Consider the following 26965-nt stretch of genomic DNA (forward strand, 5'->3'; position numbering starts at 1 on the left):
GGCCGCCGCCCCACGCCGGCCGCGCGGAAGGAGACGCACCCCCATGACCCCGGCTCCCTCACCCGAGGTGCTCCAGGCGCCTTTGGTCGTCGAGTTCCCCTTCACCCGCTCCCTCGGACCGGTGCAGAGCGCCTTCCTCACCGGACTGCGCGAACGCACCGTGCTCGGCGTGCGCACCACCGACGGCCGGGTGCTGATGCCGCCCGTCGAATACGACCCGGTCACCGCCGACGAGCTGTCCGACCTCGTCGAGGTCGCCCCCACCGGCACCGTCACCACCTGGGCCTGGAACCCCGCGCCGCGCCGCGGCCAGCCCCTGGACACCCCCTTCGCGTGGGTGCTGGTGCGGCTGGACGGCGCGGACACCGCCCTCCTCCACGCCCTCGACGCACCCGGCCCCGACGCGGTGCGCACCGGTATGCGAGTGCGGATCCGCTGGGCCGGGGAGCGCGTGGGCGCCATCACCGACATCGCCTGCTTCGAGCCGTACGACGGCGCCGCGGGCGGCGAAGCCGTGCCGCACAGCGGGGAGTTCACCGATCCCGTCACCGGCATCGTGGCCCCCGCCCGCCTCGACTACACCTACGCACCCGGCCGCGCCCAGTCGCGCTATCTGAAGGCCCTCGCCGACCGCACCACCCGCGGGGAGCGCTGCCCGTCCTGCCGCAAGGTGTACGTCCCGCCCCGGGGCGCCTGCCCCACCTGCGGGGTCGCCACCGACGAGCAGGTGGAGGTCGGCCCCCGCGGCACGGTCACCACCTTCTGCATCGTGAACATCAAGGCCCGCAACCTCGATATCGAAGTGCCGTACGTCTACGCCCATATCGCCCTGGACGGCGCCGGTCTGGCCCTCCACGGGCGCGTCGGCGGCATCCCCTACGACCAGGTGCGCATGGGGCTGCGCGTGGAGCCCGTGTGGAGCGAGGACAGCCGCTACCCCGACCACTACCGCCCCACCGGCGAACCCGACGCCGACTACGACACCTACAAGGAGCTGTTGTAGATGCGAGAGGTTGCCATCGTCGCCTTCGGCCAGAGCGACCACCGGCGCGACAGCGCGGAGGTATCCGAGGTCGAGATGCTGATGCCCGTCCTCCACCAGGTGCTCGACGCCGTCGGACTCCGGGCGGGCGAGATCGACTTCACCTGCTCCGGCTCCTCCGACTATCTGGCGGGCCGGGCCTTCTCCTTCACCATGGCCCTCGACGGCGTCGGCGCCTGGCCGCCGATCTCGGAGTCCCATGTGGAGATGGACGGCGCCTGGGCGCTGTACGAGGCGTGGACGAGGCTGCTGACGGGCGAGGCGGAGACCGCGCTCGTCTACTCCTACGGCAAGTCCTCACCCGGCGATCTGCGGGAGGTCCTGACCCGCCAGCTCGACCCGTACTACGTGGCGCCCCTGTGGCCGGACTCGGTCTCCCTAGCCGCCCTCCAGGCCCAGGCGCTGCTCGACGCGGGGGACAGCGGCGCCGATGAGCGGGCGCTGGCCGCGGTCGCCGCGCGCAGCCGGACCGCGGCCGAGGACAACCCGCATGCGCAGGTGACCGGTTCACCGCCGCCCGAGGCGCTCCTGGACGACCCGTATCTGGTGCGGCCGCTGCGCCGCCACGACTGCCCGCCGGTGGGCGACGGCGCGGCCGCCGTCGTGCTCGCCGCCGGGGACACCGCGCGCCGGCTCTGCCGCCGCCCCGCGTGGATCCGCGGCATGGACCACCGGACGGAGGCGCACAGCCTCGGCGTACGGGACCTCACCCGCTCCCCGTCCACCCGGCTCGCCGCCGAGCGCGCGGGCGCCTTCGAGGCCCCCGCCGACCTGGCCGAGCTGCATGCGCCGTTCACCTCACAGGAGCTGATCCTCCGCCGGGAGCTGGGGCTGGGGGAGGGCGTACGCGTCAATCCGTCCGGCGGGGCGCTGGCCGCCAACCCCATGATGGCCGCCGGGCTGATCCGCCTCGGCGAGGCCGCCGCCGCCATTCACCGCGGCGCCGCCGACCGGGCCCTCGCCCATGCCACCTCGGGCCCGTGTCTGCAGCAGAACCTGGTGGCGGTCCTGGAAGGGGATGTCCTGTGACGAAGGAGCCGGTGGCCGTCGTCGGGATCGGCCAGACCAAGCACACCGCCGCACGCCGGGACGTCTCCCTCGCCGGGCTGGTCCGGGAGGCCGCCGTACGGGCCCTGGACGACGCCCAGCTGACCTGGGCGGACATCGACGCCGTCGTCATCGGCAAGGCGCCCGACTTCTTCGAGGGCGTCATGATGCCCGAGCTGTACCTGGCCGACGCGCTCGGCGCGGTCGGCAAGCCGATGCTGCGCGTGCACACCGCCGGTTCGGTCGGCGGCTCCACCGCGCTGGTGGCCTCCGGCCTGGTCGCCTCCCGTGTCCACCGGACCGTGCTCACCCTCGCCTTCGAGAAGCAGTCGGAGTCGAACGCCATGTGGGGACTGTCCCTGCCCATCCCCTTCCAGCAGCCGCTGCTGGCCGGGGCGGGCGGCTTCTTCGCCCCGCACGTACGGGCGTACATGCGGCGCACCGGCGCGCCCTCCGGTATCGGCGCCCTCGTGGCCTACAAGGATCGCCGCAACGCGCTGCGCAACCCCTACGCGCATCTGCACGAGCACGATCTGACGCTGGAGAAGGTGCGGTCCTCCCCGATGCTGTGGGACCCCATCCGCTACTCGGAGACCTGCCCCTCCTCGGACGGTGCCTGCGCCATGGTGCTCACCGACCGGGCCGGCGCGGACCGTGCCCCGTATCCGCCCGCCTGGATGCACGGCGGCGCCATGCGCAGCGAGCCGACGCTCTTCGCGGGGAAGGACTGCGTCTCGCCGAGGGCCGGCCGGGACTGCGCGGCCGACGTCTACCGCCAGGCCGGGATCACCGATCCGCGCCGGGAGATCGACGCGGTGGAGATGTATGTGCCCTTCAGCTGGTACGAACCCATGTGGCTGGAGAACCTGGGCTTCGCGGACGAGGGCGAGGGCTGGAAGCTCACCGAGTCGGGGGTGACCGAGATCGACGGCGAGCTGCCGGTCAACCCCTCCGGCGGGGTGCTGTCCACCAACCCCATCGGCGCGTCCGGGATGCTGCGGTTCGCCGAGGCCGCGCTCCAGGTGCGTGGACGGGCGGGCGAACACCAGGTCGACGGCGCCCGTAAGGCGCTCGGCCACGCCTATGGCGGGGGCTCGCAGTTCTTCTCGATGTGGGTGGTCGCGGACACGCCGCCCGCCGATTGAGTCTCCTCCTTAGTCCTTCTTTCGTGGCCTGTGCGGCACCGGTCACGATCGCTAGGGTGGGGCGCGGACGACAATCCGGGAGGATGAGCTGACGTGGCCGACACCACCACCACCGCACAGCCACTGACAGGAAGCGCAGAGAAGCCCGATCTCGACCTCTCGGGCGCCCAGTGGCAGTCGAGTAGCCAGGGTGTGGGCGATGTGGAGATCGCCTTCGTCGAGGGCTTCATCGCGATGCGCCACGGCCGTCGTCCCGAGGGTCCGGCACTGATCTTCACCCCGGCAGAGTGGCGTGCCTTCGTCCTGGGCGCGCGTGAGGGCGAGTTCGACCTCACCTGAACCGGGACCGCCGATCAGGGGCGGGCGGGTCCGGCCGGACCCGCCCGCCCTTGGCATGTCGCCCCTCGGAAGAGCACCCCGCGGCCCCGGCCCCGCGGCGCCCGGGCCCACGGCGATGAGTGCGTTATCGGCCAGAATCAGGACGTGGAGCGCCCAGGTGGAGCCACCCGTCGCCGGACCCGGCCGCGAGGCCCGTTTTCCCATGCGTTCACCGAAGGTTCACGACTCCTCCACGGCCCGTGTTGAAACGTGAGGGTGACTCACGGTAACGGCGGCAGGTCGCAGCAGGTCTCCGCGGGCGGGAACAGAATCGTCCACCGCTCTATGCAGCCCCGGCCCCGGCGGGTAGTTTTCCCTCCCACTTCCCCGTTGCGCGGGGCGGCAAGTCGGCTGAAAACAGGGGGTGTCGTGCGCGAATTCAGTCTCCCTCACATGGTGGAACCTCTGCGCGCGGGCGGGCTCGCGGACTCGGTCTACGAACTGGCGGACCGCGAACCGGACAGGGCCCAGCTCGCCCGGCGCGACGCCACCGACCGCGGCCGGTGGACTCAGGTGACCGCCCGGACCTTCCGGGACGAGGTGCTGGCGCTGGCGAAGGGCCTGCTGGCCGAGGGCGTGCGGTTCGGGGACCGGGTGGCCCTGATGGCGCGGACGCGGTACGAGTGGACGCTGTTCAGCTATGCCCTGTGGTCGGTCGGGGCCCAGGTGGTGACCGTCTACCCCACCTCCTCGGCGGAGCAGGTGCGCTGGATCCTGGCCCAGACGCGGGCCGTGGCCGTGGTGGTCGAGGGCGAGGACCACGCCATGACGGTCGGCGCCGTCTGTGACGCCCTTCCCGGGCTGCGCTCCATCTGGCAGATGGACCAGGGGTGCGTGGCGGAGCTGTGGCGGCGGGGCGCCGACGTCCACGAGGAACTGGTCACCGAGCGGCGCTGGCTCGTGGAACCGCGCTGCACAGCGGTCATCTGCTACACCTCGGGCACCACCGGACAACCCCTGGGGTGCATGATCACCCATGCCAATCTCGCCGCCGAATGCGACACCCTGTTCGCGGGCTGGAGCAGGCTGTTCGCCGAGCCCGGGGTGCAGCCCGCCATCCTCGCCTTCCTCCCGCTGGCGCATATCTACGGACTGATGGTCCAAGTGCTCTGTGTGCGGGGCGGCATCCTCATGGGGCATGAGCCCGAGCTCACCCCGTCCGCCCTGCTGCCGTCCTTCCAGAGCTTCCGCCCGACCTGTGTCTTCGCGGTGCCCTACATCTTCGAGAAGATCATCGCAGCCGCGCGGACCGCCGCCCAGGAGGCGGGCAGGGGCGTGGTGTTCCAGAAGGCCATGGCCACGGCGATGCGCTACGCCGCGGCCGTCGAGCGGCAGTCACAGGGCGACGGGAAGGGACCTGGCCCAGGGCGCAGGGCCACGCACGCCGTCTTCGACCGGATGGTCTACCGGCGCTTGAGAGCCGTCCTGGGCGGCCGGGTGCGCTACGCGGTCACCGGTGGCTCACCGTTCAGCCGGGAGCTGGGGCTGACGTTCGCCGGCGCCGGGATCACCGTCTACAACGGCTACGGCCTCACCGAGACGACGGCGGCGATCACCGCGCAGCCGCCCGGCCGTCCCCGGCACGGCACGGTGGGCCGCCCGATGCCGGGCACGACGGTGCGTATCGCGCCGGACGGCGAGGTATGGGTGCGCGGCGGCACCGTCTTCGAGGGCTATCTGGACGATCCGAAGGCCACCGGGGCCGCGCTGCGCGACGGCTGGCTGCACACCGGAGACGTCGGATTCCTCGACGGCGAGGGCTATCTCACCATCACCGGCCGGAAGAAGGACATCATCATCACCAGCGGCGGTAAGAGCGTCTCCCCCCTGCCGCTGGAGGAGCGGCTGCGGGCGCATCCGCTGATCTCGCAGTGCGTCCTGGTGGGCGACAACCGCCCCTTCGTGGGGGCGTTGATCACCCTGGACGCCGAGATGCTGGCGCGCTGGCACCAGGTGGTCGGCGCGCGGCTTCCCGTCGGCCGGGAGCACGCGTCGGCGAACAAGGCGCTGCACGCGGAGATCCAGCAGGCGGTCTCCACGGCGAACCTCTCGGTGTCCAGGGCGGAGTCGATCAGGGCCTTCCGCATCCTCCCGAAGGAATTCACCGTGGAGGACGGGCTGCTGACGCCCTCGCTCAAACTGCGGCGCGACGCGGTCTACAAGGCCTGCGCCGCCCAGATCGAGCAGCTCTACGCGAGCTGAGCGCTCCATACGAGGTGAGCGCCCCACGCGAACTGAGCGCCCCACACGAGCTGAGAGCGCTCCGAACGCGTCGGCTTCCACGCCCCGGCTAACGGGAGCCCGAGCCGCTGCCGAGCGGTGGCAGCTGCGCGCCCCGCCCGGCGCGGATCAGCTCCTCCGCGCCGGTCAGCTGGGCCCAGGGCCGCTGCCGTCCCCCGCTGACCGCCTCGGTGCCCCGCTCGTCGTAGCGTGCCGTACGCAGCGACCAGCCCAGATTGCCGGTCATCACATGCCGCATGCCGTCCACATAGCGCCCCACGGCGTGGTGGGTACCCGGGTCCGCCCCCGCCTCGGTGAGCAGCGCCGGCAGCCTGGCCGCGGTCTCCTCGAACCAGCGGTAGCGTGCGTTGGCCAGGTCGGCGATATGGCCCACCGCGTCCTCCAGTTCACCACCCGCGCGCTCCCACTGGACGATGACACTGTTGTGGACGTCGCCGACGGCCAGTTCCTTGTCCAGGGAAGCGATGTCATTGGTGAAGACCACCACATCGTCCGTAGCCTCCCGCATCCGCGCCATCGGGAAGCCGCCGTGCAGCGCGGGCGGCAGGGTGTAGCCGCCGAGCGGCTCGTTCAGGTCGAGACAGGGCTGTACGCCTATCGAGTGACGCCGCAGCGCCAGCACGGCCTCCACCGTGCGCGGTGCGTCCTCACCGGCCCCGGGCAGGGCGCCGGTCCGCTCCAGGGCCTCGCGGTGGTAGGAGTGCAGGTACTCCAGCCAGTGGTGGCGGAAGCGGTCCCGCCACACCTGCGGCCGCCCGGAGTTGATCCGGCGCCACAGGTCGCGGAAGCTCTCCAGGAGCGGCCCTTCGCCGCCCTGCGCCCTGCCGTGCGCCAGGTCCTCCTCGGTGATCCGTATGACGTCCGCCACCAGCCGTGCCACGGCCTCCGGACGGGAGCCCAGCTCCCCGTCGAACTGATCGTCGAAGACGAAGTACCAGCCCACGAGGTCACTGCCCAGGTTCAGGTCGGCGCCGGTCGCCCGGGGGTAGAACAGGCCCGCCAGCACGTCGAAGCGGAGCGCGTCGTACTCCGCGACGGACGCGCGGTCCTCGAAGACGCCGAACCGCGAGAGCCATTGGATGGTGTGCCGCCTGGCCGCCTCGGTGCCGGGACTGAGGTCGGCGGAGGCCGGAAAGTCGAACAGGGCCGCCCGTCGCAGCAGTGTCGTCTGCCGGGCCTGTGGTCGCGAAGCGTGCGCGTGCATGAGTCGTGTCCGCCCCCTTCGTCGGTTGGGCGGCCGAGGCCGCACATACCACAGGCGTGCGCGGCTTCTGGCCAACCCGGTGAATCCGGTCATCCTCGCGTGCGGAACGTGGCATCGATAGAGGAGGCAGTGAATTGGCGTGTGCCACTGGCAATGCCCGGCGGAAAACCCCCCATTGAGGGGCTACGGAGCGTGCCATCCGCGCTACGCTCGGCGTCACCTGCCGGAGGGGAAGAACGTGGCGGAGGACATGAGCCAACAGGACCGGACGCGCCGGACGCTGCTGGAGCGGGATCGGGAGCTGCGCGCGGTGGACGCCGCGCTGACCGAGCTGTGCGGGACGGATCCCGCCGATCGGGCCGAGACCCGCGGCGGCGGAGTGATCGCCTTCGAGGGCCCCGGCGGCGTCGGCAAGACCGCGCTGCTCGGCGAGGCGCGCCGGAGGGCCGCCGCACGCGGCTGCACCGTGCTCCGGGCCCGTGGCGGTGAGCATGAACAGGGCGCGGCCTTCCATGTGGTGCGCCAGCTCTTCCAGCCGGTGCTCGCGGCGACCGGCGAGGACGAGCACCGCAGGATCCTCGGCGGCTGGTACGACATCGTCGCGCCCGCGGTCGGCCTGGTGGTCTCGGGCAGCGGCGGCGCACCCGATCCGCAGGGCGTCCGCGACGGCCTCGACTGGCTGGTGACCCGCTTCGCCGTGGAACACGCCCCGGTCGTCATGGTCCTCGACGATGTCCACTGGGCCGACCCCGAATCGCTGGACTGGCTGACCCGGTTCGCCTCGCGCACCGCGGACCTGCCCCTGCTGCTCGCTGTCGGCTACCGCCCGGAGGGCCTGACCGCCGACGTCGCCGTGATACGGGCTCTTGCCGAGCGCCAGGGAACACGTCCCCATGTGCTGGCGCCGCTGACCCCGAGCGGAGTCGGCAGGATCGTCCGGGAGGTCCTCGGGGACCACGCCGACGACGCGTTCTGCCGCGAGTGCTGGGCGATGACCGGTGGCAACCCCTGGGAGATCACCGAGCTCACCGCCAAGATCCGCGACCGCCGGCTGAAACCGCAGTCGGAGAACCTGCCCGCGCTGCGCGAACTGGTCTCCTCGGCCAAGGACAGCGGGCTCAACGACCGGCTCACCCGTCTCGGCACCGCCGCCGTCCGCCTCGCCTGGGCCGTCGCCGTCCTCGGCATCGAGGCCACCCCGGCGCTGACCGCCAATGTCGCCGGGCTCAGCGAGACCGAGGCCGTCGATGTGGTGGCGCGGCTCGTCGACGCGCGGATCCTGGCCCCGCCGCGCCCCGGAAACGGCACCCGGCCCCTCGAATACCTCCACCCGCTCATCGCCACCGCCGTCTACCAGGCCATCCCCGGCGCCCTGCGGGTGGCCATGCACGGCCAGGCCGCCACCGTGGTGCTCGGCGCGGGCCTGGGCTCCGCGGCCGCCGGCCGGCATCTGCTGGAGATGCACCCCGAGGGCGACCCCTGGGTGGTGCACCATCTGCGGGCCGCCGCCCGGGAGTATCTGCGCGCCGGAGCCCCCGACGCCGGGCGCCGCTGCCTGGCCCGGGCGCTGCGCGAACCACCCGCCCTGGAGGAGCGACCCGCCGTGCTGTACGAACTCGGCTGCGCCGCCCAGCTCACCGAGCCCGACGTCACCGTCAATCATCTGCGGGCCGCGCTCGAAGAGCCCGCGCTCGGCCCCGACCTGCGCGAGGCGATCACCTACCGGCTCGCCCAGGCATACGGCCACAGCGGCCGCATGGAGGAGGCCGCCCAGGTCGTCGCCGCCGAGATCGGACGGGCCACCAGCGCCCGCACCCGGCTGCGGATGCAGACCGAGCAGCTGATGTGGAACATGTTCCGCGCCGACGAGAAGGAGTCGCCCGCCCGCTCCCGGCGCCTCGCCCGGCTCGCGGACCACCTCACCGGCCGCGGCATGGCCGAGCGCTATCTGCTGGGACTGCGCGCCTGGGACGCGATGACGCGTGGAGAACCGGTCGCCACCGCGCTGCACTACGCGGAGGAGGCCCTCGGCGGCGGCCTCAGCTGGACCGATGACGACTGGGGCTTCGAGGTGCCCATCCTGGTCGCCCTGGTCTTCCTCCACTGCGACCAGCCCGGACGCGCCGAGGAGCTGTTCAACAAGGGCATCGCCGAATGCGAGCGCAAGGGCTGGCGCGGCTCCCATCTGGCGTTCGGCTTCACTCTTCTCGGTTACGCCCGGCTGCGTCGCGGCGCGCTCGGCGAGGCGGAGGAGCTGGCCCGGGAGGGGATGCGGATCGCCGACCTGGTGGGCTCCTCGACACCCGCGCACTGGACCGCGGTCGGCACCCTCATCGGAACGCTGATCTGCCAGGGCCGGGTCCGCGAGGCCCAGGAGTTCGCGGCCGCGCACCGCGGCGAGACCCTTCCACAGGCCACGCTCTGCCCCGACGTACCGGCGGTCCGCGGTGAGCTGCTGCTGGCCGGCAATCTGCACCGCGAGGCCCGGCACCAGCTCACCGAGGTCGGCCGCCGCATGGACGGGCGCGGTATGCGCAACCCCGCCTGGTGCCCCTGGCAGCTCCACCTCGCCCAGACGCTCGCGCTGACCGATCCCCGGCAGGCCGCCGAGGTCTCCGACGACGCGGTGCGCCGCGCCCGTCAGTTCGGCACCCACTCCGCGATCGGCAAGGCGCTGCACACCGCGGCCACCGTGACCCAGGGGCCGGACCGGATCAAGCTGCTTGCCGAGGCCGTCAGCCATCTGATGCGGTCACCGGCCGCCTACGACCTGGCCGTGGCGCTGGTCGACCACGGCGCCGCGCTGCGCCGCATCGGCCTGCCCCAGGAGGCCGGCGACCGGCTCTACCGCGGCCTGGAGGGAGCGGTGCGCTGCGGAGCCGACGCGCTCGCGGCCCGGGCCCGCGACGAGCTGTCCGCCGCCGGGCTGCGCCCGATGCAACTGCGTGTCGATCACACCAGCCCGCTGACCTCGCAGGAGCAGGCTGTCGCCGAACGGGCCGCCGAGGGCTGGCCGGATGCCCGGATCAGCGAGGCGACGGGGCTGGAGGAGCGTGAGGTCGCCCGGCTGCTGTCCGATGTCTACCGTAAGGTCGGCACCGATCGCGCCGGGCTGGTGAAGCGGCTGATCACGCCCACGGTCGGCCTTCCCCAGCGCCCGGCGGCCGACCCCGGATGAGGGGTACGGCCCGCCCGCTCCCCGGCACGGTAACCGGCACGCGGCCACGTACCATGTTCGCATGTCCTTCCTCCGCCGCCGCAGCGCCGCCACGCCCACCGGGCCGGACTTCGATGTCCTCGCCATGGACCCGGGAGACTGGCCCGGCGATCTCGGGGCGGGGCTGCTGCCCGCTCCGGACGGCACCTGCCAGGGCGTCTTCCTGCGCTACGACCTGTTCGGCGGCCGCGGCCCGGCGATGATCATCGGCAATCTGCCCGAGGGATCCCCTGCCCGGGAGGTCGCGGAGGACCAGCCGCCGTTCGAGGTCACCCAGCTGCTGGCGGCGCTCGGGAACGATGAGCCGGTCCATGTGGTGGACACCGAGGACAGCCCGGTCATGCATGAGGACAACCTCCTCATCGTCCGCCGGATCAAGCTCTCCGAGGGCCGGATCTCCTGCGCCCAGTTCGACCGCAGCGACGGGGTGCTCGTCACCATCGCCAGCTGGGACCGGCCGATCACCGACGATCTGTACCGGCTGCTCAAGCCGCTGCCCGCGGAGATGTTCCAGCAGCGCTGAGGAGCGCCGCCGAGGGGCCGTGAGACGCCCGTACGGCACACAGCCGACACGGTCGCCCACGGCCCCCGGATGGCCCGTCTACCACTCTCCCGGGGAGGACTGATGGCCCGTCAGGCTCACTTCCCCGAGCGCCGGACCGTCACATCGGCGGCCCGGACGAACGCCACCCGGTGCCCGAACTGGATCTGGTAGTACACGTCCTGGCCGCGCACCACCTTGTGACCCGCCGGATCGAAGGTGGTCGCCCACAGATACTCGCCCCGCGTCCTCAGCCCCAGCGGATAGGACTGCCCGGCGAGCAGCTTGTACGGCAGCGGCGAGACCGCCTGCACCGGCACACCCTCCGGATACGCCCCCTCCTCCGGATAGGCGCGGCCGTACACCGGAACCTCCGCCGCCCCGGCCTTGGGCGTCACGACAAGCCCCTTGGCGCTCACCGCCGTCGGCCGCCGCTTGGGGTCCTGGAACCAGGCCCGCTGGCCGAGGTACCAGATCGCCGTCCAGTCGCCCTCACGGCCCGCGACCGCGAACTGCTGCCCGGTGGTGGCGCGGGCGCCGGTGTCATTGACCCCGGTCGTCGAGTCGGAGCCGTCGGGCCGCAGCCCGATGTCCTTGACCAGCGGGGCGTCCGCACGCGGCGCGGTGTGCAGCCGCACCGCGGCCGAGCCGTGCGGGGCACACGCCTGGCCCGCCGTCTCACAGCCGGTGTAGACGGGCCGGTTGGTGTCGTAGTCGGGGCGGATGGTGACCAGGCCGCCGGAGGAGCCCGCGGTGCGCCGGAAGGGCGCGCCGAGCAGGGTGAAGTAGTGCGCCCAGTCCCAGTAGGGGCCGGGGTCGGTGTGCATGCCCGCGATGGTGGCGGTGGTGGTGCCCGGCACGTTGTCATGGCCCAGGATGTGCTGGCGGTCCAGCGGAATGTCGAACCGCTTGGCGAGATAGCGCACCAGCCGCGCCGAGGAGCGGTACATCGCCTCCGTGTACCAGGCGTCCGGAGCGGTCAGGAACCCCTCGTGCTCCAGGCCGATGGACTTGGCGTTGACGTACCAGTTGCCCGCGTGCCAGGCCACGTCCTTGAGCGGCACATGCTGGGCGATATGCCCGTCGGAGGAGCGCAGGGTGTACTGCCAGGACACATAGGTGGGGTCCTGGACCAGCTTGATGGTGGTGTCCCAGGAGCCCTCGGTGTCATGGATGACGATGTAGTCGATGGACTGCGAGGCGGGGCGGTCGCCCAGGTCGTGGTTGCCATAGTCGTTGTCGCCGAACTCCTCGTAGGGCGCCGGGATCCACTCGCAGGACACATCCTTGGGGGCCTCGACATGCGGATCCCGGGCACGGGACGGCAGACCGAGCGTCCGCAGCTGCCGGGTGTCCGGCGCGAGAGCGGGCGCCGCGTCGAGGGAGACCCGCTCGCCGTCGGCGGTCGTCCGTGTGGCACCGCCGCGGATCACCTCGTACACCTCGTCGGCGAAGGCGGCCGCGGCCGTGGCGTCATCGGCGCCGGAGTAGGCCGCCACCGCCGCGTACCAGCCGGCGGGGTCCTCGCTCGGCGGGAGCCCCAGCCGCTTCTGCGTGGCGGCCAGCAGGGCCGCGCCACCGCGCACATTGGCGCTCTCATCGCCGCGCAGCGCCTCCGCGGACAGCCCGGTGAGCTCCGCGGCCCGGCCGAGGGTGCGCAGCCGGGCGGGCAGCTGCCGGGGCTCGGGAACGGTGGCCTTGGGGACCCTCAGGGGCCGGGCGAGGTCGCCGCGCGCGTCCTCGGTGCCCTGGCTGTGGTGCGGGGCGGTGAGCAGAGCGGTGTGGGCATCGGTGAGATGCATGGGCCCATAGCCGCCGGTGACGCTCGGCGCGCCGCGGTGGCCGTCCCAGCGCGACTGGAGATACGAGACCCCCAGGAGCACGCTGAGCGGAACGCCGTACTCGGCGGCCGCGGCCGCGAAGGCGCGCTGCAGGGCGCCGCCGTCGGCAGGAGGACCGTCGGCCCGCGGCTGGTCGGCATGGGCGGCGGGTGCCGCTGAGACCAGCGGGAGCAGAAGGGCGGCGGACGCCGCGGCTCCCGCGGTCCGCAGTGTGGTTCTCCGGGTGGGACCGGACGGAGTTCCGTTCGCGTCGTGGGCGCTGTCCTGTGCGGATTCTGGCATTGCAGCCTCCTCAAGCGGGCCGGGCCGAGCCACTTAGAGATATGCGCTGCCAGGCGTGACGTCAATCGCCGTCACCCAGACGCGTGTTCGCATGTCAGCCCGACCGCGGCGCGTCACCGCCCGCCGGGCCAGCGCGCAGTCGTCATGCAGCCGGCGCAGCAGCAGCCGCTGCTCCTCACCGGCCGGGACCGCGCCCGGCACCACGGGGGCGGGATCGTGCATGGTGCGCTGCACCGCGGTCTCGTACTGGCGGATCTCCCGCGTCAGCACCAGCATCAGATTCACCAGGAAGGAGTCCCGCGCGGCCGGGCCCGCGGCCTGCGCCAACTGGCTGATCTGGCGTCGGGTGACGGGGGCGTCGCCCAGCACCGTCCACAGCGTGGCCAGGTCATAGCCGGGCAGATACCAACCCGCGTGATCCCAGTCGAGGAGCACCGGGCCCGCCGGGGACAGCAGGACATTGTTCAACAGGGCATCGCCATGGCAGAACTGCGCCGGGGTCTGCCGCCCCCAGGCGTGCGAGACGCCGCGCAGCAGCTTCTGCAGATCGCCCATGTCTCGGTCGGTCAGCAGCCCCAGCTCGTGATAGCGGGTCAGTCGTCCGGCATAGTCGATGGGGGCGTCGAACAGATCGGCGGGCGGCCGCCACTGGTTGACCCTGCGGATCGCGCCCAGCACCGCCCCCAGATCGGCGCGCGGCGGGGGCTCGGTGGGGTGGCGCTGCGCGGCCGCGATCCGCCCGGGCATCCGCTCGATGACCAGCGCGCAGTTGTCCGGGTCGGCGGCGATCAGCCGGGGCACCCGCACCGGCGGGCGCTGACGGACGAACGCCCGGTACATCGCTATTTCCCGGCGGAACCGCTCGGCCCACGCGGGGGAGTGGTCCAGCAGGCACTTGGCCACCGCGGTGCTGCGCCCGGTCGCCCCGATCAGGAGCACGGACCGTCCGCTGCGCCGCAGCACCTGCACCGGATTGAACTCCGGACAGATGCGATGGACCGAGGTGATCGCGGTGCGCAGCTGCGCACCCTGTGGACCGGACAAGTCGAGTCTCCCGCGAGGCGGCACCGTGCCGAGTGCGGCGGTCCGCCGGACCCGGCCGCCGTGGGCGGGATCGAGGTACGGCCCGGAGCCGGGCAGCTGCCCTCGGTACGGCCGGGGCGGGACGGACACGGAGGACGACGCTGCGTACATGGGCGATACAGATCCCTTCGTGTGCCGACGAGTTGCGTACGCACCCGGCCCCGAGGCGGGGCCGCACCCTGGGGAATGCGGTCGGTTCAGCTCGATCCGCCACGGGGCCGGGTAACGCACTCCTACATCACACCCCTGTGCGGGTGGCACACCATGTGGCGGACCCTGGCGAACCCTGGCGAATAGTCGCACGGCTCGTGACGGGACCGTTACTGTCAAGTCAGCCGAGGAACCTGGGGGCTTGACGTGACGAGGGAACCCAACACCCGTCTTGCGGACCTGTTCGGCCTCGCCGGATGGTCCAAGGGGGAGCTCGCGAGGCTCGTGAACCGGAAGGCGGCGGCCATGGGCCATCCGCAGCTGGCGACCGACACCTCGCGGGTGCGGCGTTGGATCGACACCGGCGAGACGCCGCGCGATCCCGTGCCCAAGGTGCTGGCGGCCCTGTTCACCGAGCGTCTCGGTCGAGTCGTGACCACTGAGGATCTCGGGTTCGGACGAGGGGGGCGCTCGGGAAAGGGGCAGCCCGCCGACGGGCTGCTCTGGCCGCCCGAGTCCACGGCCGCGGTCCTCACCGAATTCACGGGAATGGACCTTATGTTCAACCGACGCGGCTTGGTGGGTGCGGGCGCCGCGCTCGCCGCAGGATCCGCCATCACCGGTGCCATGAGCGAGTTTCTGCTCTCCGACCCCACCCTCGCCACCGACGCGCCCCGTACCGACAATCCCCTGTCCATCGAGCCCGTGGGCTTCGACCGCTATGAGGCCGCCCCCGTCGGCTCCCAGGAGATCGACGCCCTGGAGACCTCGGTCGAGGTGTTCCGCGCCTGGGACGCGGCCCGCGGCGGCGGGCTCCAGCGCAAGGCCGTGGTCGGCCAGCTCAACGAGGTGGGCGGCATGCTCGCCTACCGCCACCCCGAGCATCTGCAGCGCAGGCTGTGGGGGGTGGCGGCCAACCTGGCGGTGCTCGCCGGCTGGATGTCCCATGACGTCGGCCTGGAGCCCACCGCCCAGAAGTACTTCGTCATCGCCGCCCATGCGGCCCGCGAGGGCGGCGACCGCCCCCGGGCGAGCGAGGCGCTCTCGAGGGCAGCCCGGCAGATGGTCCACCTGGGCCGCCCGGACGACGCCCTGGATCTGATGAAGCTGGCCAAGACCGGTGCCGGCGAGGCGGCGCTGCCGTGCACCCGGGCCATGTTCTGCACCATCGAGGCATGGGCGCAGGCGTCCAAGGGCCACGGCCAGGCGGTGCGCCGTGCCCTGGGCGAGGCGGAGGAGCTGTTCATCTCGGACCGGGATGACGGTCCGGCGCCGAGCTGGATGCAGTTGTTCAACGAGGCGGATCTGTACGGGATGCAGGGGCTGGTCTACCGCACCCTCGCCGAGCATGAGCCGGGGGCGGCGGGCATCGCCGAGAGCCATGCCAAGAAGGCGCTGCGGATGCGGGAGGGCGGGCGCCAGCGGTCCCAGATCTTCGACCACATCTCCATCGCCTCGGCCTGTTTCATCGGCGACGATCCCGAGCAGGCCGAGCGCTATGCCCGGCTGGCCCTGCTGACGATCGAGCAGAACTCCTCGCATCGCACCTGGGACCGGTTGCGCGAGATGTACCGGCTCACCGGGCGGTACTCCACGGCACCGGCCATCCGGGAGCTGCGTGAGGAGATCCAGCAGGTGATGCCGAAGGGGGGCGCGGGGAAGGGTGGCCCGGGGCTGAAAGGGTCCGGCTCCATCGTCCGTAGCGCGGCCGTCTAGCGGCGGGGCCACGCCTCATCAGGGGCCCGGCGAGGGGCAACGCCTTACGACGAGTCAACCCTTACGAAACAAGTCACCCGTACGGGGAGCCAACGCCTTACGAGGGCCGATCACCGCGCCACACCGACGTGGGAAGCCGCGTCATGCGCGGGCACCGGTGACCCTGGCGATCAGCACACAGGCGTCGTTCTCGCGCGGCTCGTCGCCGAACGCCTCGGCCACGGTCCGTACGCACTCCTGTGCGCCATGGGCGGCGGTCAGCCGTGGCGCGAGTGCGAGCAGCCGCTCGGTGGCGCCCTCGGCGTCCCGGGCGAGCCGTCCGGTGTGCAGCACCAGCAGATCGCCCGGCTCCAGCCGCTCCTCGGACTGGGTATACGTGGCGCCCGTGGTGGCGCCGAGCAGCACGCCGTCGGGAGAGCGCAGCGGGCGCCCCGTCCCGTCGCGGAAGAGCAGCGGGGCGGGGTGTCCGGCCTGCGCCCACACCAGGGTGCGGGTGCGCGGGTCGTACTGCCCGCAGGCGGCGCCGACCAGTGCGGGCTGGGAGGAGACGGCGAGCAGTTGGTTGAGCCGCCCCATCAGCGGGCCCGGCTCGATCCCGGCCACCGCCATGCCACGCACCGCGCCCAGCAGCATGGCCATACCGCAGGTCGCGGTCACGCCATGGCCGGTGAGGCCGCCGACGCTCAGCAGGGTCCGTCCGTCCGGCAGTTCGAGCGCGTCGTACCAGTCGCCGCCGATCTGGGCGCTGGACTCGGAGGGGAGATAGTGGGCGGCGATGTCGAGGGCGGTGCCGTCGGCCGACGGGCCGGCGCCCGGAAAGCCGTCGCCGGACGGAAGCCGGAGGGAGCCGCGCCACGGCGGCAGCACGGCCTCCTGCACCTCCACCGCCAGCCGGCGCTCCGTTCGCGCGATCCGCCGCTGGTGGCTGAGGGTGTCCCGGCTTTCGCGCACCGCCCGTTCGCTGCGGCGCAGCTCGCTCACGTCCCGGAGCACGGCCCACATGGAGGCGGTGCTGCCGTCGGTGTCGAGCACCGGCTCGCCCGCCATATGGACGGTGCGCACCACCTCGTCCGCGCGCACGACGCGGAACTCGCCGTCAATCCGCTTTCCGTCCACCAGGCAGTCCGTGACCATCGCGGTCAGGATCGGCTGGTCCTCGGAGAAGACCCAGGAGGGCAGCTCGTCGAGGGTGAGCCCGCCGTCCCGGGGGTCGCGGCCGAAGATCCGGCACAGCTCGTCGGACCAGGTCACCTCGTCGGAGAGGAGGTTCCACTCGGCGCTGCCGACCCGGCTCAGCAGCGAACCGCGGCCGGTGCCATCGCCTCCGGCCGGGGCCGCCGTTCCCGCGTCGCCTTCCGTCCCCGCGTCCGTCTCCGCCGCGTCGGCCTCGGTCCCCTCGTCCGTTCTGGGGGGATCGGCGAGCAGTCCCTCGCGCAGCTCGCCCAGATGCCGGTCCAGATCGTCCAGCTGGTGGACGGCGAGCTCGCACAGCGCACGCTGCCAGCGCACCTGCGCGTCGTCCGTGCCGCCCAGGTCCGCGACGGTGTCGCGGCGGACGGCGTCGAGCCCGCCGCGGAGCCGCTGCGTCTGCGAGATGAGGGCGTCGACCGTGTCACGCTGGGGAGGTGGAGCGGCGGGATGGTCCGCGGAGCGGGGGGACGGCATGACGTTCTCCGATACGGGCGCGGCGCGGCCGGGTCTTGAGGGGAGGGACCGGTAACGACTCTTGCACAGGCTGCGACATCCCGTAAGCGGTTTGGCAATACCCGATCCGGTGGTGCTTGCGGCATATGCCGATGGCCTTCCGGGGGTATATCGGCGGGGAATCGGCGGAGGGCGCGATTCCGGGTAGGCTGCGGCGCTCGGGAGTCCCTCAGTCCCACGCCGTTCATCAGGCATACGGCGCCAGGACATCGGCAAGAATGCCGATCGACGGAAATCCCGTTGCCAGCGAACCTCCCGCACCGGATGCTGACCTCATGTTCGATCCAGACATAGCGCCCAGCGGCACCCTGCTCGGCCTCCTTCAGCGAGGCCGCGGCGACGGGACCCTGCATGCCCTCGCCGCGCCGCGGGCCGAGGCGCTCGCGGCACTGCACCACTGTGTGCTGCGCGACCCCCGCCGTGACTGGCAGGTCGAGAACCGCTCGCTCTATTACGCCAGGCTCTGCCTGGACCTCGACGCCGAGCTCGACGAAATCGAACAGCATCTGTTCCACCCCGACGACCTGGTCAACGACGACGAGGCGCGCACCGGGCTCGCCCTCTCCGTCCTCGGCCACCTCGCCGCCTACGGCAGGGCCGACGCCCTGCGGCTGCTGCGCCGCTACACCGCGGCCGGCAGCAACTGGGAATGGGCCCTCGACGAGCTGGCCCTGCGCGACGACGACCCGGGGCTGCGCGGCCTGGCCCCCGCGGTCCTCGCCCGCTTCCCCGAGACCTCTGAGGGCGACGCCGAGCTGGCCGCCGTCGTACGCGGCGCCTACGAGCCCCGGCCCTGGCGGCTGTGGGCCGGCGATCCGCACCACGGGCCGCGGGTGCGCGCGGCGGCGGAGCAGGGTGCCTTCGACCGGTGGCAGCGCCAAATGCGGCCCTCGGGACCGCGCCCCGGATGGAGCGTCCAGGACATCCTGCTGTGGGCCCAGCGGGAGCACGATCTGAAGCCGGACGCCCGCCGCCCCGACGCGGCGGCCCGCTGCCTGGCAGCCGTCGCCGGTCCCGAGGACCGGCCCGAACTCCTCGCCGCCGCCGCGTCGGCCCCCGACGCCGCCCGCGCCGCGGCGCTGCGGCATCTCGCGGAGATCGGCGACCCCGAGGTGCTCGACCTGATCGAGGCGGCCGTGACCGAGCCGGACGCCTCGGAGCTGGTCTCCCAGGCGGCCCTCTCCGCCTTCGAACGCATGCGCAGTATCTCCGCCCTCGACCGGGCCCGCGTCTGGGCCCACCGCCCCGACGCCCTCGGTGACGCGGCGGCCGCGATGCTCTCCTGCCGCGGCGGTCAGTACGACACCCCGCTCGTGCTCGCCGCCCTCCGGCGCACGGTCCGGGCCGAGGGCCCGGACGCACAGATCCTGTGGACGCTCGTCGACGGCGCCGGGCGCCTGACGATCTCGTGCGCCGCGCCCGTACTGCGCCATGTCTACCGGGAGACGGCCTCCTCCCACCTGCGCGGCCGCGCCGCCCGCGCGCTGGCCGCCACCGATCCGTCCTTCGCGGCGGGCTTCGCCGTCGAATGCCTCTGGGACTGCGAGGAGAGCACCCGCGAACTCGCCGCCCGCCACGCCGCCACCGCCGACACCCGCGTCGTCGAACAGCTCCGGCGGCTGGCCGCCGATCCGGCGGAGGAGGCCGAGGTCCAGACGGCGGTCCGCAGCCGCATCGGGCCCGAAACCCCGGACTTCTGACCCCGCCGGCCGCCCCGGAGCGCGATCTCGCGCGGGGCGCAACCTCGGAGGCGGCAGACGCGTCTTCCCCGGCAGGGTGAAGGGATCGTCACCCTCCGTACCTCCGCGCCACCCGAACAGGGTGTTCACCCAGGCGACAGTTTCACGCCGAGTGACCGGTCGCTCATTGCGGCGGGTTCATGCGGGTTTGACGTGATCTCGCCGGGGTCCCGAGCGGGGCCCGGGGAGCGCGAAGGCCAACGCTCATGGGACGTTCTACGGCGCGAAACGTGCACGATGCCGGAGCCACCCTTCGTACGCCGACAACACCGGTATGCGTGTCGCCATCGTGACTGAATCCTTCCCACCCGACATCAACGGCGTCGCTCACTGCACGCTGCAGACGGCCGACCATCTCCACCGCCGTGGTCATCACCCCTTGGTCATCGCACCGGCGGGTCCCCCCGGAGGTCCACCGCCCGCCACGGCCGGCGGGCCACCCGAGAGCCAAGGGGAGCTCGACCGGTCGCATCCGTACCCCGTCGTACGTATCCCCTCCCTGCCCTTGCCCGGCTATCCGCAGGTGCGGGTCGCGCTGCCCAGCCGTAAACTCGCCGCCGCCATCACCTCCCACCACAGCGACGTCGTCCACCTCGCCAGCCCCTTCGTGCTGGGTGCCCGCGGGATGACGGCCGCGCTCCGGCTGCGAATACCGGCGGTGGCCGTTTACCAGACCGACCTCGGTTCGTACGCCCGCACCTACCTCGGCGCGGGCGAGAACGCGGCCTGGCGGCGCATCCGCGCCGTGCACACCGCCGCCGACCGCACACTGGCTCCTTCCACCGCCTCCGCCCGCGACCTCGAGGAGCACGGGGTGCCGCGGATCCGGCTGTGGCCGCGCGGGGTCGACACCGAGCGCTTCCACCCCTCGCGCCGTGACCCGGAGCTGCGCCGCTCCCTCGCCCCCGGCGGTGAGCTGATCGTCGGATACATCGGCCGCCTCGCCCCGGAGAAGAACGTCGAGCTGCTCGCGCCGCTGAGCCGGCTGCCCGGCGTCCAGGTCGTCGTGGTCGGGGACGGGCCGAGCGAGCCCGCGCTGCGGGCGGCCATGCCCAGCGCCCGCTTCCTCGGCCGCCGCACCGGCAACGACCTGGCCCGCGTCTTCGCGTCGCTGGACGTCTTCGCCCACACGGGGCCCCAGGAGACCTTCTGCCAGACCGTGCAGGAGGCCCAGGCCAGCGGCGTCCCGGTGGTCGCGCCCGCGGCGGGCGGCCCGCTCGACCTCGTCGACCACGGGCGTACGGGGCTGCTGGTGCCGCCCGGGGACGCGACCGAGGTGACCGACGCCGTATCGCTGCTGTCGGCCGACGCGAAGCTGCGCGCGGCACTGGGGCACGCAGGGCGGGGGGCGGTCGAGGGCCGCACCTGGGAGGCGATCGGCGACCAGCTGATCGACCACTACACCGAGGTGCTGGCGGCCCGTACGGCGGTCGCGGCATGAGCGCCGCACGCGCGGCGGCCGGGCTGCATGTGGTCGCGTTGCCCGCGCCTTTGGGCCGTGTGGGCGGAGAAGCGAATGAAGGGGGCACCGCGTGAGCGCCGTGGGAGGAGAGAGCAGCATGAGCGACGGCAAGGGGCTGCGCATCGTCCGGCTGGCCAACTTCGTCACACCCGCCTCCGGCGGCCTCCGCACCGCGCTGCGCGAGCTCGGTGCCGGTTATCAGGCGGCCGGGCACGAGGCTGTCCTGGTGGTGCCGGGCGAGCGGGTCTCGGACGAGCAGACCCGGCAGGGGCGGGTGATCACGCTCCCCGGGCCGACCATCCCCGGCACCGGCGGCTACCGTGTCCTGACCGACCGGCGGCGGCTGACCCGGCTGCTCGACGGCCTGGCACCGGACCGGCTCGAGGTGTCGGACCGCACCACCCTCCGCTGGACGGGGGAGTGGGCGCGGCGCGCCCGCGTACCGGCCGTGATGGTCTCCCATGAGAGCGCGGACGCCGTGCTGCGCACCTGGGGCGTGCCGGACGGGTTCGCCCAGGGAGCCGCGGACCGGCTCAACCTCCGTACCGCGCGGGCGTACTCGCGGATCGTCTGCACCACCGAATGGGCGGCGCGCGAGTTTGTACGGATCGGCGCGCGGAATGTCGTACGCGCCCCTCTGGGCGTGGATCTCGGCCACTTCCACCCCTCCCACCACGACGCCGCGCTGCGGGACCACCACCGTGGCGAGGCGGCCGTCCTCCTCGCCATGTGCTCGCGGCTCTCGCCCGAGAAGCGGCCGGGCCGGGCGCTCGACGCGCTCGCCGAGCTGCGGCGGCGCGGTGTCTCCGCGGCGCTCGTGGTCGCCGGGGACGGGCCGCTGCGGCCGCGACTGGAGGCCCGCGCCCACGCCGAGGGGCTTCCGGCCGTCTTCCTGGGCCATGTGGCGGAGCGGGCCGGGCTCGCCGCCATCCAGGCCAGCGCCGATGTCGTGCTGGCGCCGGGCCCGGCGGAGACCTTCGGCCTCGCGGCCCTGGAGGCGCTGGCGTGCGGTTCGCCCGTCGTCGTCAGCGCGCTCTCCGCACTGCCCGACATCGTCGGCGCCGCGGGCGAGACCGCCGCGGACAACGGAGCGGCCTTCGCGGACGCCGTGGAGCGCGTCCTGGCCCGCTCGGAGCCCCTCCGCCGGGCGGCGGCCCGGGCACGCGCCGAGCGCTACGGCTGGCCCACCGCGGTCGGCTCCTTCCTGACCGCCCATGACGCGTCCACCGAGGGCGTCCGGTGCGCCGACGGCCGCCGGGTCGCGGCCGCAGCGCTCCCGGCCGCCACGGCGGCCTCCGCGCACCGGGCAGTCGGCGGTGTGCGGTGAGCGCAGCCGGCGCTCACACGGGGGACCGCGCTGGTACGGAACCGTCTCGTAAGGACGCCGTCCTTACGAAAACGGAGACGGAGCGTGCGGGGGAGGGTTCCACCACTGCCCCGCACCCCGCGGGACGGACGCCCGGCCCGACGCCGGGCCCGGGCGACGGCGCGGAGCCGCGCAGGCTGCGGTTCGCCGCCCTCGGCGACTCGCTCACCGAGGGGCTCGGCGACCCGGCGCCCGGCGGCGGATGGCGTGGCTGGGCCGCACTGCTGGCGGCCGCCACCGGGCCGCATCCCGACGAACCGGTGGAGTTCGTCAATGTGTCCCGCAGCGGGGCGCTGGCCGCCGACGTCGCCGATGAGCAATTGGCCGAAGCCCGCCGCGCCCGCCCGCATCTGGCCTCGGTCGTGGTCGGCGGGAACGACACGCTGCGCGACTCGTTCGACATCCATCGGGTCGCGGAGGCCCTCGACCGCACGATCGGCGCCCTGCGCACCGACGGCGCCGTGGTGCTCACCGCCTGCCTGCCCGACCCCGGGCGGATGCTGGGGCTGCCGTCGGCGCTCGCGCGCCCGCTGGGGCGCCGGATGCGGGCGGTGAACACGGTGGTGCACGCGCTGTCCCAGCGGTACGAGGCGGTTCATGTGGAACTCGGCGACCACGGCTGGGTCGCCGAGCGGCGGGCGTGGAGCGTGGACCGGCTGCATCCGAGCGAGCTCGGGCACCGGCTGCTGGCAAGGGAGTTCCACAGCGCCCTGCGCGCCCGGTCCGTCGCGACCGGCGCCCCGCCGTCCCTGGAGCTCGACGGCCCCGCGCCCTCGCGCGCCGCCTCCGCGTGGTGGATGGCGACCCGCGGCACCCGCTGGATCGCGGACCGCTGCACCGACCTCCTGCCCGGTCTGGTCGCGCTGGCGGCCCTGGAGTGGAGGCACCGCCTCCGGGGCACCGCCCATCTGCTCGAAGAGCGGGACCGGCGGGCGACTCTCGCCGCGCTCACCGCGGTGACCTCCTGCCCGGCCCCCGCCCTGCTCCCTCATCCGCCCGCCGGCTCCCTCACCGAGCGGCCCCCGCCCTCGTCCGCCGCCCCGCTCGCCCAGCAGCCTGCCCCCACCACGCCGCTGTCTCACCCGCTCGCCGACCCGCTCATCGCCGACACACCGCCGCCCGCTGCGACAATAACGGGGTGACGGGTCGCTGGGAATTCTGGATCGACCGGGGCGGAACCTTCACGGACGTCGTCGGCAAGCGTCCGGACGGCCGCCTGGTCACCCGCAAGCTGCTCTCCCACCACCCCGAGCGCTATACCGACGCCGCTGTCGCCGGGATCCGGCAGACGCTGGGGCTCGGCCCCGGTGAACCGATCCCGGCCGACCGGATCGACGTCGTCAAGATGGGCACCACGGTCGCCACCAACGCCCTGCTGGAGCGCACGGGCGAGCCGACCGTCCTCGTCGTCACCGAAGGCTTCCGGGACGCGCTGCGCATCGCCTACCAGAACCGCCCCCGCCTCTTCGACCGCCGGATCCTGCTCCCCGAGGCGCTGTACGACCGGGTGGTGGAGATCCCCGAGCGGGTGGACGCCCACGGCGAGGTCGTCCGTCCCCTGGACCTCGACGCCGCCGCCGAGGCGCTGCGCACCGCCCACCGCGACGGCTTCCGCAGCGTCGCCGTCGTCCTGCTGCACGGCTATCGGCACGCCGTGCACGAACAGGCCCTCGCCGAGGTGGCGCGCGACCTCGGCTTCCCGCAGGTGAGCTGCTCCCACGAGGTCAGCCCGCTGATGAAACTGGTGTCACGCGGCGACACCACCGTGGTCGACGCCTATCTCTCGCCCATCCTGCGCCGCTATGTGGAGGACGTGGCCGCCGAACTGCGCGGTATCCGGCTGATGTTCATGCAGTCCAACGGAGGGCTGCGGGAGGCCGCGCACTTCCGGGGCAAGGACGCGGTGCTGTCCGGACCGGCGGGCGGCGTGGTGGGCATGGCGCGCTCCTCCGGCGGGGCCGGACACGACCGCGTCATCGGCTTCGACATGGGCGGCACCTCGACCGATGTCTCGCACTACGCGGGCGAGTTCGAGCGCGTCTTCGGCACCGAGGTCGCCGGGGTGCGGATGCGCGCCCCGATGATGAACATCCACACCGTGGCGGCGGGCGGCGGTTCGGTGCTCCACTTCGACGGCCGGCGCTACCGCGTGGGGCCGGACTCGGCCGGGGCCGTCCCCGGCCCCGCCTGCTACCGGCGCGGCGGTCCGCTGACCGTGACCGACGCGAATGTGATGCTCGGCCGGGTCCAGCCGGACCACTTCCCGGCGGTCTTCGGCCCGCACGCCGACCAGCCGCTGGACGCGGCGACGGTCGGGGAGCGCTTCGCCGCGCTCGCCGAGGAGATCGCGGAGGCGACCGGCGACCGGCGCGGACCGGAGGAGGCCGCGGCGGGCTTCCTGGACATCGCGGTGCTCAATATGGCCAACGCGGTCAAGAAGATCTCCGTACAGCGCGGCCGTGACGTCACCCGCTACGCGCTCACCAGCTTCGGCGGGGCGGGCGGCCAGCACGCCTGCGCGGTCGCCGACGCGCTCGGCATCGGCACGGTGATCGTGCCGCCGCTCGCCGGAGTGCTCTCCGCGTACGGCATCGGGGTGGCCGACGCCACCGCCATGCGCGAGCAGGCCGTCGAGGCGGAGCTGGGCGGGGAGACGCTGCCGCGCGTGCGCGAGCTGTGCGGGCGGCTGACCGGCCAGACCCGCGACGAACTGCTCGCGGACGGTGTCCCGGAGGACACCCTGGACACCGTCGCCCGGGTCCATCTGCGGTACGCGGGCACCGACTCCAGCATCCCTGTCCCGCTGGACTCCGTCCCCGTGATGACCGAGGACTTCGTCCGGGCTCATCGCGCGCGCTACGCCTTCACCATGGACAAGCCGCTGGTCGTGGAGGCGGTGTCGGTCGAGGCGGTCGGTGCGTCCGGGCCCACCGGCGGCCATGCCGTGGAACGGCTGCCGAGAGAGGGCGAGTTGGTGCCCGTGACGACCGTAAGGATGTTCGCGGAAGGGCGATGGCAGCGGACGGCGCTGTACGAGCGCGACCGTATGCGCCCCTCGGACCGGGTCACCGGGCCCGCGATCATCGCCGAGGAGGACGCCACCACCGTGGTCGACCCCGGCTGGCAGGCCACCGTGGGCGAAGGCGGCCATCTGCTGCTCACCCGGGTCCGGCCGCGGCCGAGCACCACCGCGGTCGGCACCGAGGTGGACCCCGTGATGCTCGAGGTCTTCAACAGCCTCTTCATGGCCATCGCCGAACAGATGGGCGTGCGCCTGGAGCACACCGCCCACTCCGTCAACATCAAGGAGCGGCTCGACTTCTCCTGCGCCCTCTTCGACGCCGAGGGCAATCTCATCGCCAACGCCCCGCACATCCCGGTGCACTTGGGCTCCATGGGCGAGTCCATCAAGGAGGTGCTGCGGCGCAACGGGGACACGATGCGGCCCGGGGATGTGTACGCGATCAACGACCCGTACCACGGAGGCACCCACCTGCCGGATGTCACCGTGGTCAGCCCGGTCTTCGACGAGGCCGGGGACGAACTGCTCTTCCTCGTCGCCTCGCGCGGCCACCACGCCGAGATCGGCGGTATCACCCCCGGCTCCATGCCCGCCTTCAGCCGCACCATCCAGGAGGAGGGCGTCCTCTTCGACAACTGGCTGCTGGTACGGGACGGGGCGCTGCGGGACCGGGAGACCCGTGAGCTGCTGACCGGCGGGCCGTATCCGTCCCGCGCCCCGGACGCCAACCTCGCCGATCTGCGCGCCCAGATCGCCGCCAACGAGAAGGGCATCCAGGAACTGCGCCGGATGATCGGGCAGTTCGGCCTCGATGTCGTGCACGCCTATATGGGCCACGTCCAGGACAACGCCGAGGAGTCGGTGCGCCGCATCGTGACCGGCCTCAGCGACGGCTCGTACCGCTACGAGACCGACAACGGGGCGGTCATCCGCGTCACCCTTACGGTGGACCGCGCGGCGCGCGGCGCCCTCCTGGACTTCACCGGCACCTCGCCCCAGCGGCCGGGCAACGACAACGCGCCGAGCTCGGTGGTCATGGCGGCCGTGCTCTATGTGTTCCGGACGCTGGTCGCCGAGGACATCCCGCTCAACAGCGGCTGTCTGAAGCCCCTCGAGGTCCGCATCCCCGAGGGCTCCATGCTGGCGCCCGTCTTCCCGGCCGCCACGGTCGCCGGGAACGTCGAGACCTCCCAGGCCGTCACGGGCGCCCTGTACGCGGCCCTGGGCGTCCAGGCCGAGGGCTCCGGCACGATGAACAACGTCACCTTCGGCAATGACCGCGTCCAGTACTACGAGACGGTCGCCAGCGGCTCCGGCGCGGGAGACGGTTTCGACGGCGCGGACGCCGTACAGACCCATATGACCAACTCCCGGCTGACCGACCCCGAGGTGCTGGAGTGGCGCTATCCGGTGCGGGTGGAGAGCTTCGCGATCCGCCGGGACGGCGGCGGCCGCGGCCACTGGCACGGCGGCCACGGCGTCACCCGCCGCATCCGCTTCCTGGAGCCGATGACCGTCGCCCTCCTCACCGGCCACCGACGGGTGGCCCCGTACGGCATGGCGGGTGGCGAACCGGGCGCGCTGGGCGCGAACCTGATCGAGCGCGCCGACGGTTCGGTGGACCGCCTGGAGGGCCGCGACGCGGCGGACGTCGGGGCGGGGGACATCCTGGTCGTCCACACGCCGGGCGGCGGCGGTTACGGCCCGGCTGAGGAGGCCGGAGTCCCTTTGACCGGTGCCGGACGGGACGCATGACCGCTCACCGTGGCACGGCGGGACTGACGC

Annotated in this window: 17 protein-coding genes; 13 read left to right on the top strand and 4 right to left on the bottom strand. The window is 73.1% G+C overall.

Going from position 1 to position 26965, the window contains the following annotated elements; all coding sequences use genetic code 11:
- The first annotated feature begins 43 nt into the window (after positions 1-43).
- The 5 genes from ACFYOY_RS34410 (at position 44) to ACFYOY_RS34430 (ending at position 5814) form a co-directional block, all read left to right on the top strand.
- The gene (locus ACFYOY_RS34410; protein WP_351894240.1) at positions 44-1003 is read left to right on the top strand and encodes an OB-fold domain-containing protein; all 960 of its coding nucleotides are present in this window, start codon (positions 44-46) and stop codon (positions 1001-1003) included.
- Positions 1004-2071, top strand: a complete 1068-nt coding sequence (locus ACFYOY_RS34415) for a thiolase domain-containing protein (protein ID WP_388591384.1) — start codon at positions 1004-1006, stop codon at positions 2069-2071.
- Positions 2068-3234, top strand: coding sequence for a thiolase domain-containing protein (locus tag ACFYOY_RS34420; protein WP_351894246.1), 1167 nt, complete (start codon positions 2068-2070; stop codon positions 3232-3234). The genes ACFYOY_RS34415 and ACFYOY_RS34420 overlap by 4 nt, the downstream gene beginning before the upstream one ends.
- Positions 3235-3327: 93 nt before the next feature.
- On the top strand, positions 3328-3573 hold the full coding sequence (locus tag ACFYOY_RS34425) for a DUF397 domain-containing protein (protein WP_086708648.1): 246 nt from the start codon (positions 3328-3330) through the stop codon (positions 3571-3573).
- Between the two features lie 408 nt (positions 3574-3981).
- A complete protein-coding gene (locus ACFYOY_RS34430; protein WP_388591386.1) occupies positions 3982-5814 on the top strand; it encodes an AMP-dependent synthetase/ligase in 1833 nt (610 codons plus the stop codon).
- A gap of 88 nt (positions 5815-5902) precedes the next feature.
- Here the strand turns inward: ACFYOY_RS34430 and ACFYOY_RS34435 are convergent, their stop codons facing one another.
- A complete protein-coding gene (locus tag ACFYOY_RS34435; RefSeq protein WP_351894257.1) occupies positions 5903-7057 on the bottom strand; it encodes an isoafricanol synthase in 1155 nt (384 codons plus the stop codon).
- Positions 7058-7307: 250 nt separating this feature from the next.
- Here ACFYOY_RS34435 and ACFYOY_RS34440 point away from each other — a divergent pair, with 250 nt between their 5' ends.
- Positions 7308-10235, top strand: coding sequence for an AAA family ATPase (locus ACFYOY_RS34440; protein WP_351894259.1), 2928 nt, complete (start codon positions 7308-7310; stop codon positions 10233-10235).
- A gap of 61 nt (positions 10236-10296) precedes the next feature.
- The gene (locus tag ACFYOY_RS34445) at positions 10297-10797 is read left to right on the top strand and encodes a hypothetical protein (RefSeq protein WP_351894261.1); all 501 of its coding nucleotides are present in this window, start codon (positions 10297-10299) and stop codon (positions 10795-10797) included.
- 116 nt (positions 10798-10913) lie between these two features.
- On the opposite strand, the gene ACFYOY_RS34450 is transcribed toward ACFYOY_RS34445, so the two are convergent.
- Complete coding sequence (locus tag ACFYOY_RS34450) at positions 10914-12938, bottom strand: N-acetylmuramoyl-L-alanine amidase (protein ID WP_388591389.1); 2025 nt, start codon at positions 12936-12938, stop codon at positions 10914-10916.
- A 33-nt stretch (positions 12939-12971) separates the two neighbouring features.
- The gene (locus tag ACFYOY_RS34455; RefSeq protein WP_388591391.1) at positions 12972-14132 is read right to left on the bottom strand and encodes an aminoglycoside phosphotransferase family protein; all 1161 of its coding nucleotides are present in this window, start codon (positions 14130-14132) and stop codon (positions 12972-12974) included.
- 246 nt (positions 14133-14378) lie between these two features.
- Here ACFYOY_RS34455 and ACFYOY_RS34460 point away from each other — a divergent pair, with 246 nt between their 5' ends.
- Positions 14379-15887 carry a hypothetical protein gene (locus ACFYOY_RS34460; protein ID WP_351894272.1) on the top strand — a complete coding sequence of 503 codons (1509 nt, stop codon included), beginning with the start codon at positions 14379-14381 and terminating at the stop codon, positions 15885-15887.
- A gap of 141 nt (positions 15888-16028) precedes the next feature.
- Here ACFYOY_RS34460 and ACFYOY_RS34465 read toward each other — a convergent pair whose 3' ends face one another.
- Complete coding sequence (locus tag ACFYOY_RS34465; protein ID WP_351894275.1) at positions 16029-17552, bottom strand: SpoIIE family protein phosphatase; 1524 nt, start codon at positions 17550-17552, stop codon at positions 16029-16031.
- Between the two features lie 314 nt (positions 17553-17866).
- On the opposite strand from ACFYOY_RS34465, the gene ACFYOY_RS34470 reads away from it, so the two are divergent.
- From ACFYOY_RS34470 to ACFYOY_RS34490, 5 genes are all read left to right on the top strand, one after another.
- On the top strand, positions 17867-19291 hold the full coding sequence (locus ACFYOY_RS34470; protein WP_351894278.1) for a HEAT repeat domain-containing protein: 1425 nt from the start codon (positions 17867-17869) through the stop codon (positions 19289-19291).
- Positions 19292-19604: 313 nt separating this feature from the next.
- Positions 19605-20771, top strand: a complete 1167-nt coding sequence (locus ACFYOY_RS34475) for a glycosyltransferase family 1 protein (RefSeq protein ID WP_351894282.1) — start codon at positions 19605-19607, stop codon at positions 20769-20771.
- Between the two features lie 118 nt (positions 20772-20889).
- Entirely contained in the window at positions 20890-22119 is a 1230-nt protein-coding gene (locus ACFYOY_RS34480; protein WP_388591394.1) for a glycosyltransferase, read from the top strand.
- Positions 22116-23300: an SGNH/GDSL hydrolase family protein gene (locus ACFYOY_RS34485; protein ID WP_388591396.1), complete on the top strand. Its 1185-nt coding sequence runs from the start codon at positions 22116-22118 to the stop codon at positions 23298-23300. Before ACFYOY_RS34480 ends, ACFYOY_RS34485 begins: the two co-directional genes overlap by 4 nt.
- Positions 23297-26935 (top strand): hydantoinase B/oxoprolinase family protein, encoded by a 3639-nt coding sequence (locus ACFYOY_RS34490; RefSeq protein ID WP_388591398.1) that lies wholly within the window; start codon positions 23297-23299, stop codon positions 26933-26935. The genes ACFYOY_RS34485 and ACFYOY_RS34490 overlap by 4 nt, the downstream gene beginning before the upstream one ends.
- The last annotated feature ends 30 nt before the right edge of the window (positions 26936-26965 follow it).

Origin of the sequence: Streptomyces sp. NPDC007875 (genome assembly GCF_042868035.1) — a bacterium.
Taxonomy (GTDB): Bacteria; Actinomycetota; Actinomycetes; order Streptomycetales; family Streptomycetaceae; genus Streptomyces; species Streptomyces antimycoticus.

Excerpts from the sequence above, each read along its gene's own strand:
- ACFYOY_RS34410 (WP_351894240.1), top strand. The coding sequence starts at position 44 with ATGACCCCGGCTCCCTCACCCGAGGTGCTCCAGGCGCCTTTGGTCGTC.
- ACFYOY_RS34415 (WP_388591384.1), top strand. The coding sequence starts at position 1,004 with ATGCGAGAGGTTGCCATCGTCGCCTTCGGCCAGAGCGACCACCGGCGC.
- ACFYOY_RS34435 (WP_351894257.1), bottom strand. The coding sequence starts at position 7,057 with ATGCACGCGCACGCTTCGCGACCACAGGCCCGGCAGACGACACTGCTG.
- ACFYOY_RS34440 (WP_351894259.1), top strand. The coding sequence starts at position 7,308 with ATGAGCCAACAGGACCGGACGCGCCGGACGCTGCTGGAGCGGGATCGG.
- ACFYOY_RS34445 (WP_351894261.1), top strand. The coding sequence starts at position 10,297 with ATGTCCTTCCTCCGCCGCCGCAGCGCCGCCACGCCCACCGGGCCGGAC.
- ACFYOY_RS34450 (WP_388591389.1), bottom strand. The coding sequence starts at position 12,938 with ATGCCAGAATCCGCACAGGACAGCGCCCACGACGCGAACGGAACTCCG.
- ACFYOY_RS34455 (WP_388591391.1), bottom strand. The coding sequence starts at position 14,132 with ATGTACGCAGCGTCGTCCTCCGTGTCCGTCCCGCCCCGGCCGTACCGA.
- ACFYOY_RS34465 (WP_351894275.1), bottom strand. The coding sequence starts at position 17,552 with ATGCCGTCCCCCCGCTCCGCGGACCATCCCGCCGCTCCACCTCCCCAG.
- ACFYOY_RS34470 (WP_351894278.1), top strand. The coding sequence starts at position 17,867 with ATGTTCGATCCAGACATAGCGCCCAGCGGCACCCTGCTCGGCCTCCTT.
- ACFYOY_RS34475 (WP_351894282.1), top strand. The coding sequence starts at position 19,605 with ATGCGTGTCGCCATCGTGACTGAATCCTTCCCACCCGACATCAACGGC.
- ACFYOY_RS34480 (WP_388591394.1), top strand. The coding sequence starts at position 20,890 with ATGAGCGACGGCAAGGGGCTGCGCATCGTCCGGCTGGCCAACTTCGTC.